Below are 13,644 nucleotides of genomic sequence, written 5' to 3' on the forward strand. Positions count from 1 at the left end.
AATGGTCGGATGCTGATCACCGGATTCCCCGCGGGGGTGTTCCAGACCAATTGCTACGTCGTCGCGGCCGGTCCGGACTCCGACGCCGTCGTCATCGACCCCGGTCAGGACGCCGTCGAGCCCCTCAAGCAGCTGCTGGCCGAGCACCGCCTGAACCCCGTCGCGGTCCTGCTCACGCACGGTCACCTCGACCACACGTGGACCGCGCAGCCCTTCGCCGACGAGTACGGCATCCCCGTGCACATCCACGAGGGCGACCGCCCGATGCTCGCGGATCCCGCCGTCGGGATCGGCGCGGCGCTCGGCGCGATGATCGGCGACCAGGTCTTCGTCGAGCCGCAGAAGGTCATCGACCTCGTCGACGGCGAGCCCGTCACCCTGGCCGGGATCACCTTCGGGGTCGACCACGCGCCCGGCCACTCCGCGGGCTCGATCGTCTTCACCGTCGAGGCCCCCGCGGTCGACGGTGCCGGTGCCCCGGTCGAGGGCGAGACGGTCACCGTCGCCTTCGACGGCGACGTGCTGTTCCAGGGCTCCATCGGCCGGACCGACCTCCCGGGCGGCAGTCACGAGCAGCTGCTGGGCTCGATCGCGGCGAAGCTGCTGCCGCTGCGGGACGACACCGTCGTCCTGCCCGGGCACGGCCCGGCCACCACCATCGGACGGGAGCGGGCGTCGAACCCGTTCCTGCAGGGCCTCACCGGCACCGAGACGCCGGGTGAGCGGAAAGGACGATACGGACTGTGAGCGCCGGTAGCTTCCAGGCTCCCAAGGGCATTCCCGACTACATCCCGGTGCCGTCGGGGGAGAAGAACAGCTCCGCCGACTTCCTCGCCGTGCGCACCGCGCTGCTGCGGGCGACCGCCGAGGCGGGGTACGGCTACATCGAGCTGCCGATCTTCGAGGACACCACGCTCTTCGCGCGCGGCGTCGGCGAATCTACGGATGTGGTCGCGAAGGAGATGTACACCTTCGCCGACCGCGGCGACCGCTCGGTGACGCTGCGCCCCGAGGGCACCGCCGGCGTGGTCCGCGCGGTGCTCCAGCACGGCCTCGACCGCGGCCAGCTGCCCGTGAAGGCCGCGTACGCGGGGCCCTTCTTCCGGTACGAGCGTCCCCAGGAGGGCCGCTACCGGCAGCTGCAGCAGGTCGGCATGGAGGCCATCGGTGTGGACGACCCGGCGCTGGACGCCGAGGTGATCGCGGTGGCGGACCGCGCCTACCGCAGCGTCGGCCTCGACGGCTTCCGGCTGGAGGTCTCGAGCCTCGGCGACGCGACGTGCCGCCCGCAGTACCGCGCGAAGCTGCAGGAGTTCCTGTTCGCGCTGGACCTCGACGAGGAGACCCGCCGGCGCGCCGAGATCAACCCGCTGCGCGTGCTCGACGACAAGCGGCCGGAGGTCAAGGCGATGACGGCCGACGCGCCGCTCATGATCGACAACCTCACGCCGGAGCCGAAGGAGCACTTCGAGAAGGTGCTGGGCTACCTCGACGCGATGGGCGTGCCGTACGTCGTGAATCCGCGCCTGGTGCGCGGCCTCGACTACTACACGAAGACCTGCTTCGAGTTCGTCCACGACGGCCTCGGCGCGCAGTCGGGCATCGGCGGCGGCGGGCGGTACGACGGCCTCGTCGAGCAGCTCGGCGGCCGCGAGGGCGTCACCGGCGTCGGCTTCGGGCTCGGCGTCGACCGCACGCTCCTCGCCCTCGCCGCGGAGGGCAAGCGCGCCCCGGCGGCGCCGCGCGTCGTGGCCTTCGGCGTGCCGCTCGGCGACGCCGCGCGCGATGCGATGGTGCCGTTGCTCGGCCGCCTGCGGTCGGCGGGCGTCGCGTCCGACATGGCCTACGGCAACCGCGCCATGAAGGGCGCGATGAAGGCCGCGGACCGCTCGGGCGCCCGATTCGCCCTGATCCTGGGGGATGCGGAGCTGGAGCAGGGCGTCGTCATGGTCAAGGATCTGGCGAAGGGCGAGCAGCGGGCCCTCCCGATCGATACCGTCGTGGACGTGATCGTGACCGAGAGCTCCGAGAGCGCAGGGTAGCCCGCGTGTCGTCCAGTCCCGCCGAGCCCGGCGCCCGCGATCCGCGGGAGCTGAGCGCGGAGGACGCCGTCGATGTGGACCTGATCCCGCCCCGCGTGGTGCTGCCGAAGGTGCGGCGCGCGGTGGCCGTGGGGCTCCTGGTGACCGTGGTGATCGCGGTGGTCGTCGCGGTCCTCGCCGGGCCGGTGTGGGGCACCGCCGTCCTCGTCGCGGGCGCCGCGCCGGGGCTCGGCGGCTATCTCGGCGTCGCCCGGCGCCGCGTCGTGCTCGACCACCGCGTGCTCACCCGGAGGACGCTGCGCACGCAGCGCGTGAACCTCATGGACGCCGACGAGGTCGACCTCGTCGCCGAGGTGGCCCGGCTCGCCCAGGTCTCGCTGCGCATCCGGCACGGCAGGACGACGGTGCGCCTGCCGGTCGCCCTGTACGAGGGGCCCGGCCGCGGCCGGGTGCGGGGCCGGGAGCTGCCGATGCTGGGCACCCGCAGACTCGCGGAGGCGCTCGACCGCAACCGTCGCGCGGAGGTGCGCGACATCGGGCGCGTGCTCGCGGAACAGTCCCGGTCGCAGGCCTCGTCGACGCCGATGCGCGACCGACCGCTGTTCCGTGCGGCGGGGATCGCGCGCGAGGTCGGCGGCGCCGAGGAGCTGGTGTTCACGGCCGACGAGGTGGACGAGATCGCCCGGCCGCCATGGTAGACGCGCGCTGTTCGAACACTTGACTCCGATCGAACGAGATGTTCGAATAGCGGTGTGCGATGGGACGGTCAGCTGCTGAGTGATGCCGGTTCGGGCGTGCGTGCGCTGCCGGGGCTCGAGGGCGTGGGGCGCACGGTCACCACGCCGGAATTCGAGGGCATCACCTTTCACGAGGTCCTCTGTAAGAGCGCGCTGAACAAGCTGCCCGAGTCCTCGGCGATGCCCTTCTCGTGGACCGTCAACCCGTACCGCGGGTGCACGCACGCGTGCACGTACTGCTTCGCGCGGTCGAGTCACGAGTATCTCGAGTTCGATGCGGGCGGGGACTTCGACTCGCAGATCGTGGTCAAGACGAACCTCGTCCCGGTGCTCAAGAAGGAGCTCCGGCGCGCCTCCTGGCGGGGGGAGCCCGTCGCGCTCGGCACCAACACCGATCCCTATCAGCGCGCCGAGGGTCGGTACCGGCTGATGCCGGGCGTGATCGGTGCGTTGGCCGGCGCGGGTTCGCCGATCTCCATCCTCACCAAGGGGACGCTCCTGCGGCGCGACCTCCCGCTGCTCACGACCGCCGCCACGCGCGTGCCGGTGCAGCTGTCGGTGTCGCTGGCGCTGCTCGACCCGGAGCTGCAGCGCTCGCTCGAACCCGGAACGCCGAAGCCCGAGGCCCGGCTGGAGCTCATCCGCGCCATCGCGGAGGCGGGTTTCGACTGTCACGTCATGGTCGCCCCGGTCGTGCCCTACCTCACCGACGACGCCGCCTCGCTGCGTGCGCTCATCGCGGCGCTCGCCGACGCGGGTGCCGCCAGTGCGTCGGTCATGGCGCTGAACCTGACGGGGCGGTACCGGGACTGGTTCCTCGGCTGGCTCTCCGAGAACCATCCGATGCTGGTGCGGCGCTACCGCCAGCTGTACGGCTCCACCGGGCGGGTCTCGGCCGACTACCGCACGCACCTGCGCGCCCGCGTCACCCCGATGCTCGAGGAGTTCGGCCTGCTGCGCCTGGAGGATCCGTACGCGAGCCCGCCGCAGCGCGTGCCGCGCGCCCCGCGCGTCGACGGTTCCGCCGCCCCGGACCTGCAGGAGTCGCTCTTCTAGACAGGTGCGTAACCGATGCGTTACGCTTTCGGGGTGAGCGTCTTCGCGGCCATCGCCGACCCGGTCCGCCGCCGGATCGTGGTCCTGCTCAGCGGTGCTCCCATGACCGCCGGGCAGATCGCCGCCGAGTTCGACATCAGCCGGCCGGCCGTCAGTCGCCATCTGCGCGTGCTCCGCGACGCCGGCGTCGTCGAGGGCGGGCCGTCGGGCGACGACGGCCGGGAGCGCTCGTACGCGCTGCGGCTCGCCGCCCTCGATGAGGTCGACGACTGGCTGGCCCGGGTCCGCGGACCCGCCCGGCTCGGCGGCCTACTCGCTTCGCCCGCGCTCGACACCGAGGTGCGCCGAGCGCGGCGCGACAACGCTCGCGCGGCGGGTGCCGCGGGGGTATCGACCGAGATCGACCGACCGCACGAACGGGGAACGGCATGACCAAGCAGGCGACGGGGCGCGTGGAATCCACCGGCGACGGGCGCGACCTGATACTCGAGCGCTACTTCGACGCCGGCGTCGACGACGTCTGGGCGTCGATCACCGAGCCCGAGCGCACCGCGCGGTGGTTCGGCGGCTGGACCGGCGAACCCGGCGTCGGATCGGTCGTGCAGGTGACGATGGGCTTCGAGGAGGGCTCGCCGGTGATGCCCATGACCATCACGGCGTGCGAGCCCCCGCGGCGGCTCGGCGTGCACGCGAAGGACGAGTACGGCGAGTGGAACCTCGAAGCGCTCGTCGAGCGCGACGGTGACCGCACGCGGCTGACCTTCGTTCACCACCTCGATGCCGCGGCGAACGCCGCGGAGGTGGGGCCGGGCTGGGAGTACTACCTCGACGCGCTCGTCGCCGCCGAGAATGGTAGCGCGGCACCGGATTTCGCGGACTACTTCCCGGCGATGTCCACGCACTACGGCGGCCGGTAGCGGGGGTGGCCGTGCATCACTAATGGAAATGATTACTATTAGTGGCATGACCGCCTCAGCCCCACTGCCCGTCACCGTCCTCTCCGGCTTCCTCGGCGCCGGCAAGACCACGCTGCTCAACCACCTCCTGACCAACCGCGACGGCCTGCGGATCGCGGTGATCGTCAACGACATGAGCGAAGTCAACGTCGATGCCGCGCTCGTCGACCTCGGCGGCTTCGACCGCACCGAGGAGAAGCTCGTCGAGCTCAGTAACGGGTGCATCTGCTGCACCCTGCGCGAGGACCTCGTCGACGCCGTCGGCGCGATCGCGCGGCAACGCACCCCCGAGGGCGGACCGCGCTTCGACCATCTCGTCATCGAGTCCACGGGCATCTCCGAGCCGATGCCCGTGGCCGCGACCTTCGACTGGACCTTCGACGACGGCAGCCGCCTCGGCGACCTCGCCGCCCTCGACACGATGGTCACCGTGGTCGACGCCAGCACGTTCCTCGGCGAGATCGCCCGGGGCACGAGCCTCGCGCAGCGCGGCCTCGGCGCCGCCGCGGGCGACGAGCGGTCCATCGCCGACCTGCTCATCGACCAGGTCGAGTTCGCCGACGTCGTGCTCATCAGCAAGCTGGACCTGGTCTCCGCGGCCGCCGGCGGCGCCGTCGAGGCCACCGTCCGCCGGCTCAACCCGCGCGCGCAGGTGCGGCCGCTCCGGCGCGGCGAGATCGCGGTGACCGAGGTGATCGGCACCGGCCTGTTCGACCACGACGCCGCGTCCTCGGTCGCGGGCTGGGACGACGAGGTGATCGGCGGCCACACGCCCGAGACGGAGGAGTACGGGATCTCCTCGATGGCCTACCGGGCCGACCGGCCGTTCCATCCGCAGCGGCTGCTCGAAGCGCTCGCGGACGTCCGTGCCGTGCTCCGGAGCAAGGGTTTCTGCTGGATCGCGAGCCGTCCGGACCTGGTCGGCGTCTGGTCCCAGGCCGGGCCCAACCTCACCATCGAGCCCGCCGCCTACTGGTCGCAGGTCGACGGTGCGCCGCAGCAGGAGCTGGTCTTCATCGGCGTGCGGCTCGACGCCGAGCGGATGCGGGCCCTGCTGGACCGCGCCCTGCTCACCGACGACGAGGTCGCCGAGGGGCCCGCCGCCTGGGTCGAGTACCCGGACCGGCTACCGGCGTGGAACGTGCCGGCGCACCGTCATTGACCGGCGAGCGCGGCCCGCGCGGCCCCCGTGGCCGCCGCGGCGACCTCCGGAATCAGGGAGAGCCGCGTGCGGCGCTCGAGCAGGTCCGCCTCGGTGATCGCGCCCTCGACGACGGCACCGAAGACCAGCTCCGCGCCGGTGACCTCAGTACCCGCGGCGACCGGCGCGGCGAGAGCCGGATCGGTCGCGCCGAGCGCCACCACGGCGGAGGCCTCGGTGCCGTAGGCGCGGACCAGCCGCTCGGGGGCGTCGATGCGCCGCAGCGCGTCCCGCGTCGCGGCGCCCACCAGGGGGAGCGTCGTGGTGACGCACGGGCCGGCAGGTAGGCCCGACGTCGCCAGCGCGGCGTCCACCGCGTCCTCCGCCATCCGCCGGTACGTCGTGAGCTTGCCACCGACGACCGTCACCAGGCCGTCGCCGCGGGTGAGCACCGCGTGCTTGCGGGAGACGTCCGCGGTCCGTCCGGCGCCCGAATCGAGGAGCGGGCGCAGGCCGGCGAAGGTGCCCACCACGTCCTCGCGGGTCAGCGGCGTGCCGAGGGCGAGGTTCACCGTCGCGAGGAGGAAGTCGATCTCGTCGTCCGAGGGCGTCGGCACGTCGGGGAGCGGGCCGTCGGCCTCCTCGTCCGTGAGGCCCACGTAGACCCGCCCGTCCGGCTGCGGCAGCGCGAAGACGTACCGCCCGAACGCGCCGGGAACGGGCACCGTCAGGCCCGCAGTGAGCCCGCCGAAACTCTCCTGCCGGAGGACGAGGTGCGTGCCGCGGCTCGGGCGCAGCGAGATCGCCGGGTCGACGGTGCCCGACCACACGCCGGTCGCGTTGATCACGACCTTCGCCCGGACGGTGACCGAGTGGCCCGTCAGCCCGTCGGTGACGGTCGCCGCGGTGCCGGTGACCTGCGAGGCGGTGCAATGCGTGAGGATCGTCGCGCCGTGGCCGGCGGCGGTCCGGGCGATGCCGACCGTGAGCCGGGCGTCGTCGGTGAGCTGTCCGTCCCAGTTGAGGAGCCCGCCGCGCAGGCCCGTGCGGCGCACCGTCGGGGCCATGGCGATGACCTCTCCTGCGGAGATCCGGCGGGAGCGGGCGAGTTCGGACGACGGCGTGCGGGCGGCGAGGCGCAGCGCATCGCCCGCGAGGAAGCCGACGCGGGTGAGCGCGGCGTCCCGGCGCCGGACGTCGCCGAGCAGCGGCACGACCTGCGGCAGGGGGCGGGTCAGGTGCGGCGCGATCACGCGGATCAGTGCGTCGCGCTCCACGGCGCTCTCGTAGGCGATGCCCACGGCGCCCGAGGCCAGGTACCGCAGGCCTCCGTGCACCAGTTTCGACGACCAGCGGCTGGTGCCGAAAGCGAGGTCGTGCTTCTCCACCAGCGCGACGCGCAGCCCGCGGCTCGCGGCGTCGAGCGCGACGCCGGTCCCGGTGACGCCGCCGCCGATGACCAGCACGTCGACCGACGGGTCGGCCGCCAGCGCGGCGAGGTCGGCGGCGCGGCGGGCGGCCGAGAGCCGTGTGGCCGGATCGATGGTTCCGACGGTCGCCGTCACGGCGCGAGGTACCGGTCGAGGAGGTCGAAGAGCTGGGCGTCGAGAAGATCGGCGGACTCGGTGAAGACCGGCCCGGTGAGCGCCGACGACCAGGCGAGCTGCAGCACGACGGCGGCGAGCTCGGCGGGCTCTCCGGCGCGGATGCTGCCGTCGGCCTGCCCGGTGGCGATCCCGCCGGTGATCGCCTCGAGCTGGGCGCGCGAGGTGCGGCCGGTGCGGTGCAGCAGGTAGGGCATGAGGAACTCGGGGTCGAGCTCGACGATGCGGCGCAGCAGCGGGTGCGAGCGCGCCGCGGCGGTCACGTGCACGACGGTCCGCGCGATGGTCTCGCGGCCGGTGGCACCGTCGAACAGGCCCATCGAGGAGAGGGCGGCCACGAACTCGCGGGTGGTGACCGCGGCGGCCAGGGCCTGCACGTTCGGGTAGCGGCGGTAGAGGGTGGCGCGGGAGACCTGCGCGGTGCGGGCGACGTCGGCCATCGTGGTGCGGCGGATCCCGATGGTGGCCATCAGGTCGCGCGCGGCATCGAGGATCAGCTCGTCGTCGACGGCGTTGGCGGGGCCGCGGGGGGCCGACCCCCGGGGATTGAGATCCTGCGACATCATGTGTACAAATGTATCATGACTTCGTCCGAGGTGGATCTGCCCGTCGTCGCCTTCGAGCCCGGCCGCTGGGGTGACCCCGCGAACCCCATGCACCTGTCCGACTCGGTGCTCGGCGCGCTCACCATGCTCGGCATCGACGGCGGCCCGGGGGAACCGGAGCAGCCCTTCCTCATGCCCTCCCGCGTCTCCGGCCGCGCCCTCTCCGCCCTGCAGAAGACCGGTGTGACGGTCGCCACCGACGACGCTACCCGGCTCGGCCACCTGCGCGGCTTCTCCACGCCGGACCTGCTCAAGTACCGCGCCGGCGACACCTCGGACGCGCCGGACGCGGTCGTGACCCCGACGTCGGCCGAGCAGGTCGCCGCGGTGCTGGCCGTCTGTGCGGCGAAGGACCTCACGCTGAGCCCGTTCTCCGGCGGCACCTCCGTCACGGGCGGCCTCGCACCCGAGCGGACGCGCCCCGTCGTCGCGCTGGACCTGCGCGGCCTCACCGGGCTGATCGATCTCGACGCCGTCTCCCAGATCGCCACGCTCGCCGCCGGCACCCGCCTGCCCGAGGCCGAGCGGCTCCTCGCCGAACACGGCTACGAGCTCGGCCACTTCCCGCAGTCCTACGAGGGCGCCACCGTCGGCGGGTGCGCCGTGACCCGCTCCGCCGGCCAGTCCTCCATCGGCTACGGCCGGTTCGACGAGATGGTCGTCGGGCTCACCGTCGCGACGCCGCAGGGCGTCGCCGAGATCGGCACCGCGCCCAAGTCCGCCGCCGGCCCGGACCTGCGGCAGCTGTTCCTCGGGTCCGAGGGCGTCTTCGGCGTCGTCACCGCCGTCCGCGTGCGGGTGCACCCCGTCCCGACGGTCCGCCGCTTCTACGGCTGGCGGTTCCCCGACTTCGCGGCCGGTGCCAACGCCATGCGGGTGCTCGCGCAGAGCTCCGTCCGCCCGACGGTGCTGCGCCTGTCCGACGAGGCCGAGACCGGCCTCAACCTCGCGAACCCCGGCGCGGCGGGCAAGGCTGCGGTCGGCGGCTGCCTCATGGTCGTAGGCTTCGAGGGCGACGAGCCCGACGTCGACTGCCGCGACGGCTACGTCTCGGCGCGCCTGATCGAGCTGGGCGGCGAGTTCCTCGGCGAGGAGCCGGGGGAGGCCTGGCGCGCCGGCCGGTTCCGCGGCCCCTACCTCCGGGATCCGCTCCTCGACGCGGGCGCGCTGGTCGAGACGCTGGAGACCGTCACCTTCTGGTCGAACGTCGAGCGGCTCAAGGCCGACGTGACCGCCGCGCTCACCGGCGCGCTCGGCGAGCAGGGCACCCCCGCCGTGGTCATGTGCCACATCTCGCACGTCTACCCGACGGGCGCGTCGCTGTACTTCACGGTGATCGCGAAGGCCCTGCCCGATCCGCTCGCCCAGTGGGGCGCCGCGAAGACCGCCGCCAACGCCGCGATCCGCGCCGCCGGTGCGTCCATCACGCATCACCACGCCGTCGGCACCGACCACCGCGCCACCTACCTGGAGGAGATCGGCGACGTACAGGTCACCGCCCTGCGCGCGATCAAGGACGCCCTCGACCCGCAGGGCGTGCTCAACCCCGGGATCCTGCTCCCGTGACCGCCACCGACGTCATCGCCGTCCTCAACCCGATCTCCGGCGGCGGGGTCGCGCGCACGCGGTGGGCCGCCGTCGCCGAGGAGCTCGCCCGCCGGGACGTCTCCACGGAGGTCGTCGAGTCCACCTCCGGCACCGACGCCCGCGGGCGCGCCGAGGAGGCCGCTGCCTCGGGCGCGCTGACCGTCGCGGTCGGCGGCGACGGCCAGATCCGTGAGGTCGCCACCGGCGTGCTCCGCGTTCCCGGCGCGCCGATGGGCATCGTCACCGCCGGCCGCGGCAACGACATGGCTCGCCACCTGCGGATCCCCGACGATCCGTCCGCCATCGCCGACGTGCTCACCGACGGCCGGCGCAAGGACCTCGACGTGCTCACCGTCGGCGACGAGATCGCCGTCGGCAACGTCTACGTCGGCCTGGACTCCGTCGCCACCGAGCTCATCAACAAGCTGCGCTGGATGGGGCCGCTCGCGTACCGCGTCGCCCCGGCGATCGCGGCGCTCCGCTGGAAGCCGGCCGGTTTCCGCATCGAGGTCGACGGTGCCGCCTACGAGGGCCCGGTGCACATGGTCGTGGTCGCCAACTCCGGCTGGTACGGCAGCGGCCTCCACATGGTCCCCGCCGCCGCGTCCGACAACGGCCGGATCGACGTGCTCGCCGTCGACGGCGCCGGGAACAAGCTCAAGCTCATCAGTGCGATGGGGGAGGCGAAGACGGGCGCGCACGTCGCGCGGGCGGAGGTGCTGACGTTCAGCGGCCAGGAGGTGCTCGTGAGTGCCGACCGCCCGATCCCCGTCCACGCCGACGGCGACTACCTGCAGGAGCTTCCCGTCACCGTCGGGATCCGCAAGGCCGTCCTCCCGGTCCTCGTGCCCCGCTGATCCGTGGCGTACTCGGGCGGCCGTACGAGGAGCAGGGCCGCGACGGAGATCGCCGCGACAAGGGGACGGAGATCGCCGCAACAAGGGAATGGGTGTACCAGGACATCCGCCCGCCGTGCTGGATGCCGGCGGTCATCCGTTGGCTCCCGCGATGACCGTGCCGAGCACGAAGACGCCGATCGCAGTACCCGCGTGCATGGCGCTGGTGTTCCACGCGCTCGCCGAGGCGCGTCGATCGCCGGCGGCCAGTGCCAGCGCCGTCTGCTGCGCAGTGACGAAGCCGCCGCTGCCGACGAACCACACGAAGAGCGCCACGAGCGCGGGGACCGCGCTGTGTGACAGGGCGAACGCGCCGAGCCCTGCGCCGATTACCGCGATCCACAGGGCCGTCCGCGTGGGCCCGGGCAGGCCGGATCGGGTGAGCCTCCCACCTAGTAATGACCCGGTCACGCTGCCCAGCCCGACGAGGACACCCACGAGTCCGAGGCTCGCGGTGCTCCAGCCGAGACGCTCATGAAGAATCTGACCCGCATACGCGTAGGCGCCGAGACTGAACGACTGGACCACGAGGGTTGCCGCCAGGATCGGTCCGACGCGAGCATCGAGGGCGACCCGCAAGCCCTCCCCGAGGGTCGGCGGAGTTCCAGCTGGTCGGCCGCGTGGAACGGCCGAGGCGAGCGCCCCGGTCGCGACCGCGGTGCCGGCCGCGAGGGCGACGAAGCTCCACTGCCACCCGGCCGCGGCGGCGATGCCGGCACCGACCGGGATACCGATCACCTGGCCGGACGAGAAGAACGCCATGCCGCGGCCCATCAGCATGCCGATGGACTCGGGGTCGGGGGAACTGTCCGCCAGGTACGCCCAGATGCTCGGTCCTGCGAGCGCCGCTCCGAGCCCGCCCACCGCGCGAGCGGCGATCAGGACGGCGACCTGCGGCGCCAGGGCGCAAGCGAGGTTCGATACTAGGAACAATCCCGCGCCGATGAGCAACGGCGCCCGCCGGCCCACGCGATCGGAGACGGACCCGAGGAACGGCGACGCGATCGCATAGACCAGCACGTACGCGGTCGTGGCGTTCGCCGCCGTCGTGACGTCGGTCTGCAGCGCAGCCGTGATCGTCGGCAACAGTGGCGAGATCAGGAAGGTCTCCGCACCGATGAGGAAGAGCAGTAGGTACGCCCCTGCGATGCGCGGCCGGACGGCGATCGCGGCCGGCGCGCTCACGCGAACGTCCATGCGCAGCCGCGTTCGCGCAGGTTGACGCCACTGCTGGTCGCAGGTCTCGGATGCATATTTCGGAGACTAAGTAATGTTGACCGCAAACCTCAGGGTTGGGCCGACCATGATCTTGGGCTTGACTTCCGGTGGTTCGGACCGATAGCCGAAGGACCTACTCAACGATCGCGGCTCGGAGGGTGTCCAGGCCCATGCCGCCGAGCGCCAACGCGTCGCGGTGGAAGTCCTTGAGCGTGGATCCGGGGTGGGCGGCGAGGTAGGCGTCGCGCGTCTGCTCCCACACCCGCTGGCCCACCGAGTACGACGGCGCCTGCCCCGGCCAGCCGAGGTAGCGGTGGTACTCGAAGCGCAACTGCTCGTCGGACATCGCGACGTGCGAGCGCAGGAACCGCCAGCCCTTCTCGTACGTCCAGGCCCCGCCGCCGACCTCCGCGGGCGCCTCGAAGCCGCAGTGCACGCCGATGTCGAGCACCACCCGCGAGGCGCGGAGCCGCTGCGAGTCGAGCATGCCCATGAGGTCGCCGTCGTCGTCGAGGAAACCCAGGTCGCGCATGAGCCGCTCCGCGTACAGGGCCCACCCCTCGCCGTGCCCCGAGACGAACGACGCGAGCTTGCGGAAGACGTTGAGCGGCGCGATCACCGACTGCCCGATCTGCAGGTGATGCCCGGGGACGCCCTCGTGGTAGACGGTGGTCTTCTCCTGCCAGGTGTGGAACTCGGTCACGCCGTCCGGTACCGACCACCACATGGCGCCCGCGCGCGACAGATCGGCGGACGGGCCGGTGTAGTAGATCCCGCCCGAATTGCTCGGCGCGATCTTGCAGTCGAGCCGGTGCAGCTCGGCGGGGATGTCGAAGTGGGTCCCGGCGAGGGCGGCGACGGCCTCGTCGGAGGTCCGCTGCATCCACTCCTGCAGCGCGGCGGTGCCGTGGATCGTGTACCGCGGCTCGGTATCGAGCCGTGCGAGGGCCTCGGACACCGTCGCGCCGGGGTAGAGGCGGTGTGCGACCTGCTGCTGCTCGGCGACGATGCCGGCGAGCAGCTCCTGCCCCCAGGCGTAGGTCTCCTCGAGATCGACGTCCGCGCCCAGGTACAGCCGCGAGTACAGCGGATAGACGTCGCGGCCCACGCCGAGCCCGCCGGGCTCGTCGAGCGCCTTCGCGGCGGGCAGGACTTCGGTCTCGAGGACGTCCGCGTACCCGGCGAACGCGGCCCGCACCCGGTCCTTCAGGTCCGACGGTGCCTGCTCGCCCAGCCGGTCGACGTTCGCCGCGACCTGGTCGCCGGCCTTGCGGGCCTGCTCCAGCACCTCCCGCACCTGCAGCTCTGCGAAGGGCCAGGCACCGTCGGCGAGGCGGACCCGCAGGCCCTCCACGGCGGAGTCGACGGCGGACGGCACCGCCTCCAGCCGCGCGGTCAGCGTGGCGATCTCGTCCGGCGTGCCCGACGGGGTCAGGTCGAAGACATCGCGGATGTCCTGCATCGGCGAGGCGATGACGTTCAGCTCGCCGACGGTGCGGCCCGCGTCGTGGATCGCGCCGTGTACGCCGAGCCGCTCGCGGAGCGTGGCCGCGGTGACCCGGTCGGCGTCGTTCTCCTCGGTCAGCCCGTCGAGCTGCGCCAGCGTCTCCCGCCCGACGGCGGCCTTCGCGTCCAGCCCGGCGGGGGAGAAGTCGGTGAGTTTGTCGTTGAGCTCGGTGATGCCCGCGTGTGTCGCCAGGATCGGGTCCGTGGCCGCGACCCGCAGGGCGAGCAGGTTGGCGAGCTGGTCGATGGGCGTGTTCGCAGCTGCAGCGTCCGACATGCGACCAGGTTATGCCGGG

At 72.7% G+C, this 13,644-nt stretch carries 13 protein-coding genes; 9 read left to right on the plus strand and 4 right to left on the minus strand.

The genetic code is table 11. From position 1 onward, the window contains the following. Positions 1–9 precede the first annotated feature (9 nt). Genes BLW32_RS11730 through BLW32_RS11760 form a run of 7 tightly spaced genes read left to right on the plus strand, consistent with a single transcriptional unit; the run spans position 10 to position 5,953 of the window. Positions 10–747 carry an MBL fold metallo-hydrolase gene (locus BLW32_RS11730; RefSeq protein ID WP_068742069.1) on the plus strand — a complete coding sequence of 246 codons (738 nt, stop codon included), beginning with the start codon at positions 10–12 and terminating at the stop codon, positions 745–747. Continuing rightward, positions 744–2,042: a histidine--tRNA ligase gene (hisS, locus tag BLW32_RS11735; RefSeq protein WP_068525239.1), complete on the plus strand. Its 1,299-nt coding sequence runs from the start codon at positions 744–746 to the stop codon at positions 2,040–2,042. The genes BLW32_RS11730 and hisS overlap by 4 nt, the downstream gene beginning before the upstream one ends. 5 nt (positions 2,043–2,047) lie before the next feature. After that, positions 2,048–2,740, plus strand: coding sequence for a hypothetical protein (locus BLW32_RS11740; protein WP_068525241.1), 693 nt, complete (start codon positions 2,048–2,050; stop codon positions 2,738–2,740). A gap of 54 nt (positions 2,741–2,794) precedes the next feature. Then, positions 2,795–3,835: an Rv2578c family radical SAM protein gene (locus BLW32_RS11745; RefSeq protein ID WP_068742068.1), complete on the plus strand. Its 1,041-nt coding sequence runs from the start codon at positions 2,795–2,797 to the stop codon at positions 3,833–3,835. Positions 3,836–3,868: 33 nt separating this feature from the next. Then, complete coding sequence (locus BLW32_RS11750; RefSeq protein WP_231857384.1) at positions 3,869–4,267, plus strand: ArsR/SmtB family transcription factor; 399 nt, start codon at positions 3,869–3,871, stop codon at positions 4,265–4,267. Beyond that, the gene (locus tag BLW32_RS11755) at positions 4,264–4,752 is read left to right on the plus strand and encodes an SRPBCC family protein (RefSeq protein WP_068742066.1); all 489 of its coding nucleotides are present in this window, start codon (positions 4,264–4,266) and stop codon (positions 4,750–4,752) included. The genes BLW32_RS11750 and BLW32_RS11755 overlap by 4 nt, the downstream gene beginning before the upstream one ends. Positions 4,753–4,798: 46 nt before the next feature. Continuing rightward, positions 4,799–5,953, plus strand: coding sequence for a GTP-binding protein (locus BLW32_RS11760; protein ID WP_068742065.1), 1,155 nt, complete (start codon positions 4,799–4,801; stop codon positions 5,951–5,953). Here the strand turns inward: BLW32_RS11760 and BLW32_RS11765 are convergent. Together BLW32_RS11765 and BLW32_RS11770 are read right to left on the minus strand one after the other, a co-directional pair. After that, on the minus strand, positions 5,947–7,497 hold the full coding sequence (locus BLW32_RS11765; RefSeq protein ID WP_231857383.1) for a glycerol-3-phosphate dehydrogenase/oxidase: 1,551 nt from the start codon (positions 7,495–7,497) through the stop codon (positions 5,947–5,949). The two genes, BLW32_RS11760 and BLW32_RS11765, sit on opposite strands and share 7 nt — an antisense overlap. After that, complete coding sequence (locus BLW32_RS11770; RefSeq protein ID WP_068525252.1) at positions 7,494–8,102, minus strand: TetR/AcrR family transcriptional regulator; 609 nt, start codon at positions 8,100–8,102, stop codon at positions 7,494–7,496. The genes BLW32_RS11765 and BLW32_RS11770 overlap by 4 nt, the downstream gene beginning before the upstream one ends. A 15-nt stretch (positions 8,103–8,117) precedes the next feature. On the opposite strand from BLW32_RS11770, the gene BLW32_RS11775 reads away from it, so the two are divergent. Both BLW32_RS11775 and BLW32_RS11780 read left to right on the plus strand, forming a co-directional pair. Continuing rightward, entirely contained in the window at positions 8,118–9,707 is a 1,590-nt protein-coding gene (locus tag BLW32_RS11775; protein ID WP_068742064.1) for an FAD-binding oxidoreductase, read from the plus strand. Next, a complete protein-coding gene (locus BLW32_RS11780; protein WP_068742063.1) occupies positions 9,704–10,585 on the plus strand; it encodes a diacylglycerol/lipid kinase family protein in 882 nt (293 codons plus the stop codon). Before BLW32_RS11775 ends, BLW32_RS11780 begins: the two co-directional genes overlap by 4 nt. Positions 10,586–10,717: 132 nt before the next feature. Here the strand turns inward: BLW32_RS11780 and BLW32_RS11785 are convergent, their stop codons facing one another. Together BLW32_RS11785 and BLW32_RS11790 are read right to left on the minus strand one after the other, a co-directional pair. Continuing rightward, a complete protein-coding gene (locus BLW32_RS11785; protein WP_068742062.1) occupies positions 10,718–11,821 on the minus strand; it encodes an MFS transporter in 1,104 nt (367 codons plus the stop codon). Between the two features lie 154 nt (positions 11,822–11,975). Further along, positions 11,976–13,625, minus strand: a complete 1,650-nt coding sequence (locus BLW32_RS11790) for a DUF885 domain-containing protein (protein WP_068742061.1) — start codon at positions 13,623–13,625, stop codon at positions 11,976–11,978. Positions 13,626–13,644 lie beyond the last annotated feature (19 nt).

The organism is Tsukamurella tyrosinosolvens, from assembly GCF_900104775.1.
GTDB classification, from domain to species: domain Bacteria; phylum Actinomycetota; class Actinomycetes; order Mycobacteriales; family Mycobacteriaceae; genus Tsukamurella; species Tsukamurella tyrosinosolvens.

Coding starts and splice junctions, on each gene's coding strand:
- BLW32_RS11730 (WP_068742069.1), top strand. CDS start 10: ATGCTGATCACCGGATTCCCCGCGGGGGTGTTCCAGACCAATTGCTAC.
- BLW32_RS11755 (WP_068742066.1), top strand. CDS start 4,264: ATGACCAAGCAGGCGACGGGGCGCGTGGAATCCACCGGCGACGGGCGC.
- BLW32_RS11760 (WP_068742065.1), top strand. CDS start 4,799: ATGACCGCCTCAGCCCCACTGCCCGTCACCGTCCTCTCCGGCTTCCTC.
- BLW32_RS11770 (WP_068525252.1), bottom strand. CDS start 8,102: ATGATGTCGCAGGATCTCAATCCCCGGGGGTCGGCCCCCCGCGGCCCC.
- BLW32_RS11775 (WP_068742064.1), top strand. CDS start 8,118: ATGACTTCGTCCGAGGTGGATCTGCCCGTCGTCGCCTTCGAGCCCGGC.
- BLW32_RS11785 (WP_068742062.1), bottom strand. CDS start 11,821: ATGGACGTTCGCGTGAGCGCGCCGGCCGCGATCGCCGTCCGGCCGCGC.
- BLW32_RS11790 (WP_068742061.1), bottom strand. CDS start 13,625: ATGTCGGACGCTGCAGCTGCGAACACGCCCATCGACCAGCTCGCCAAC.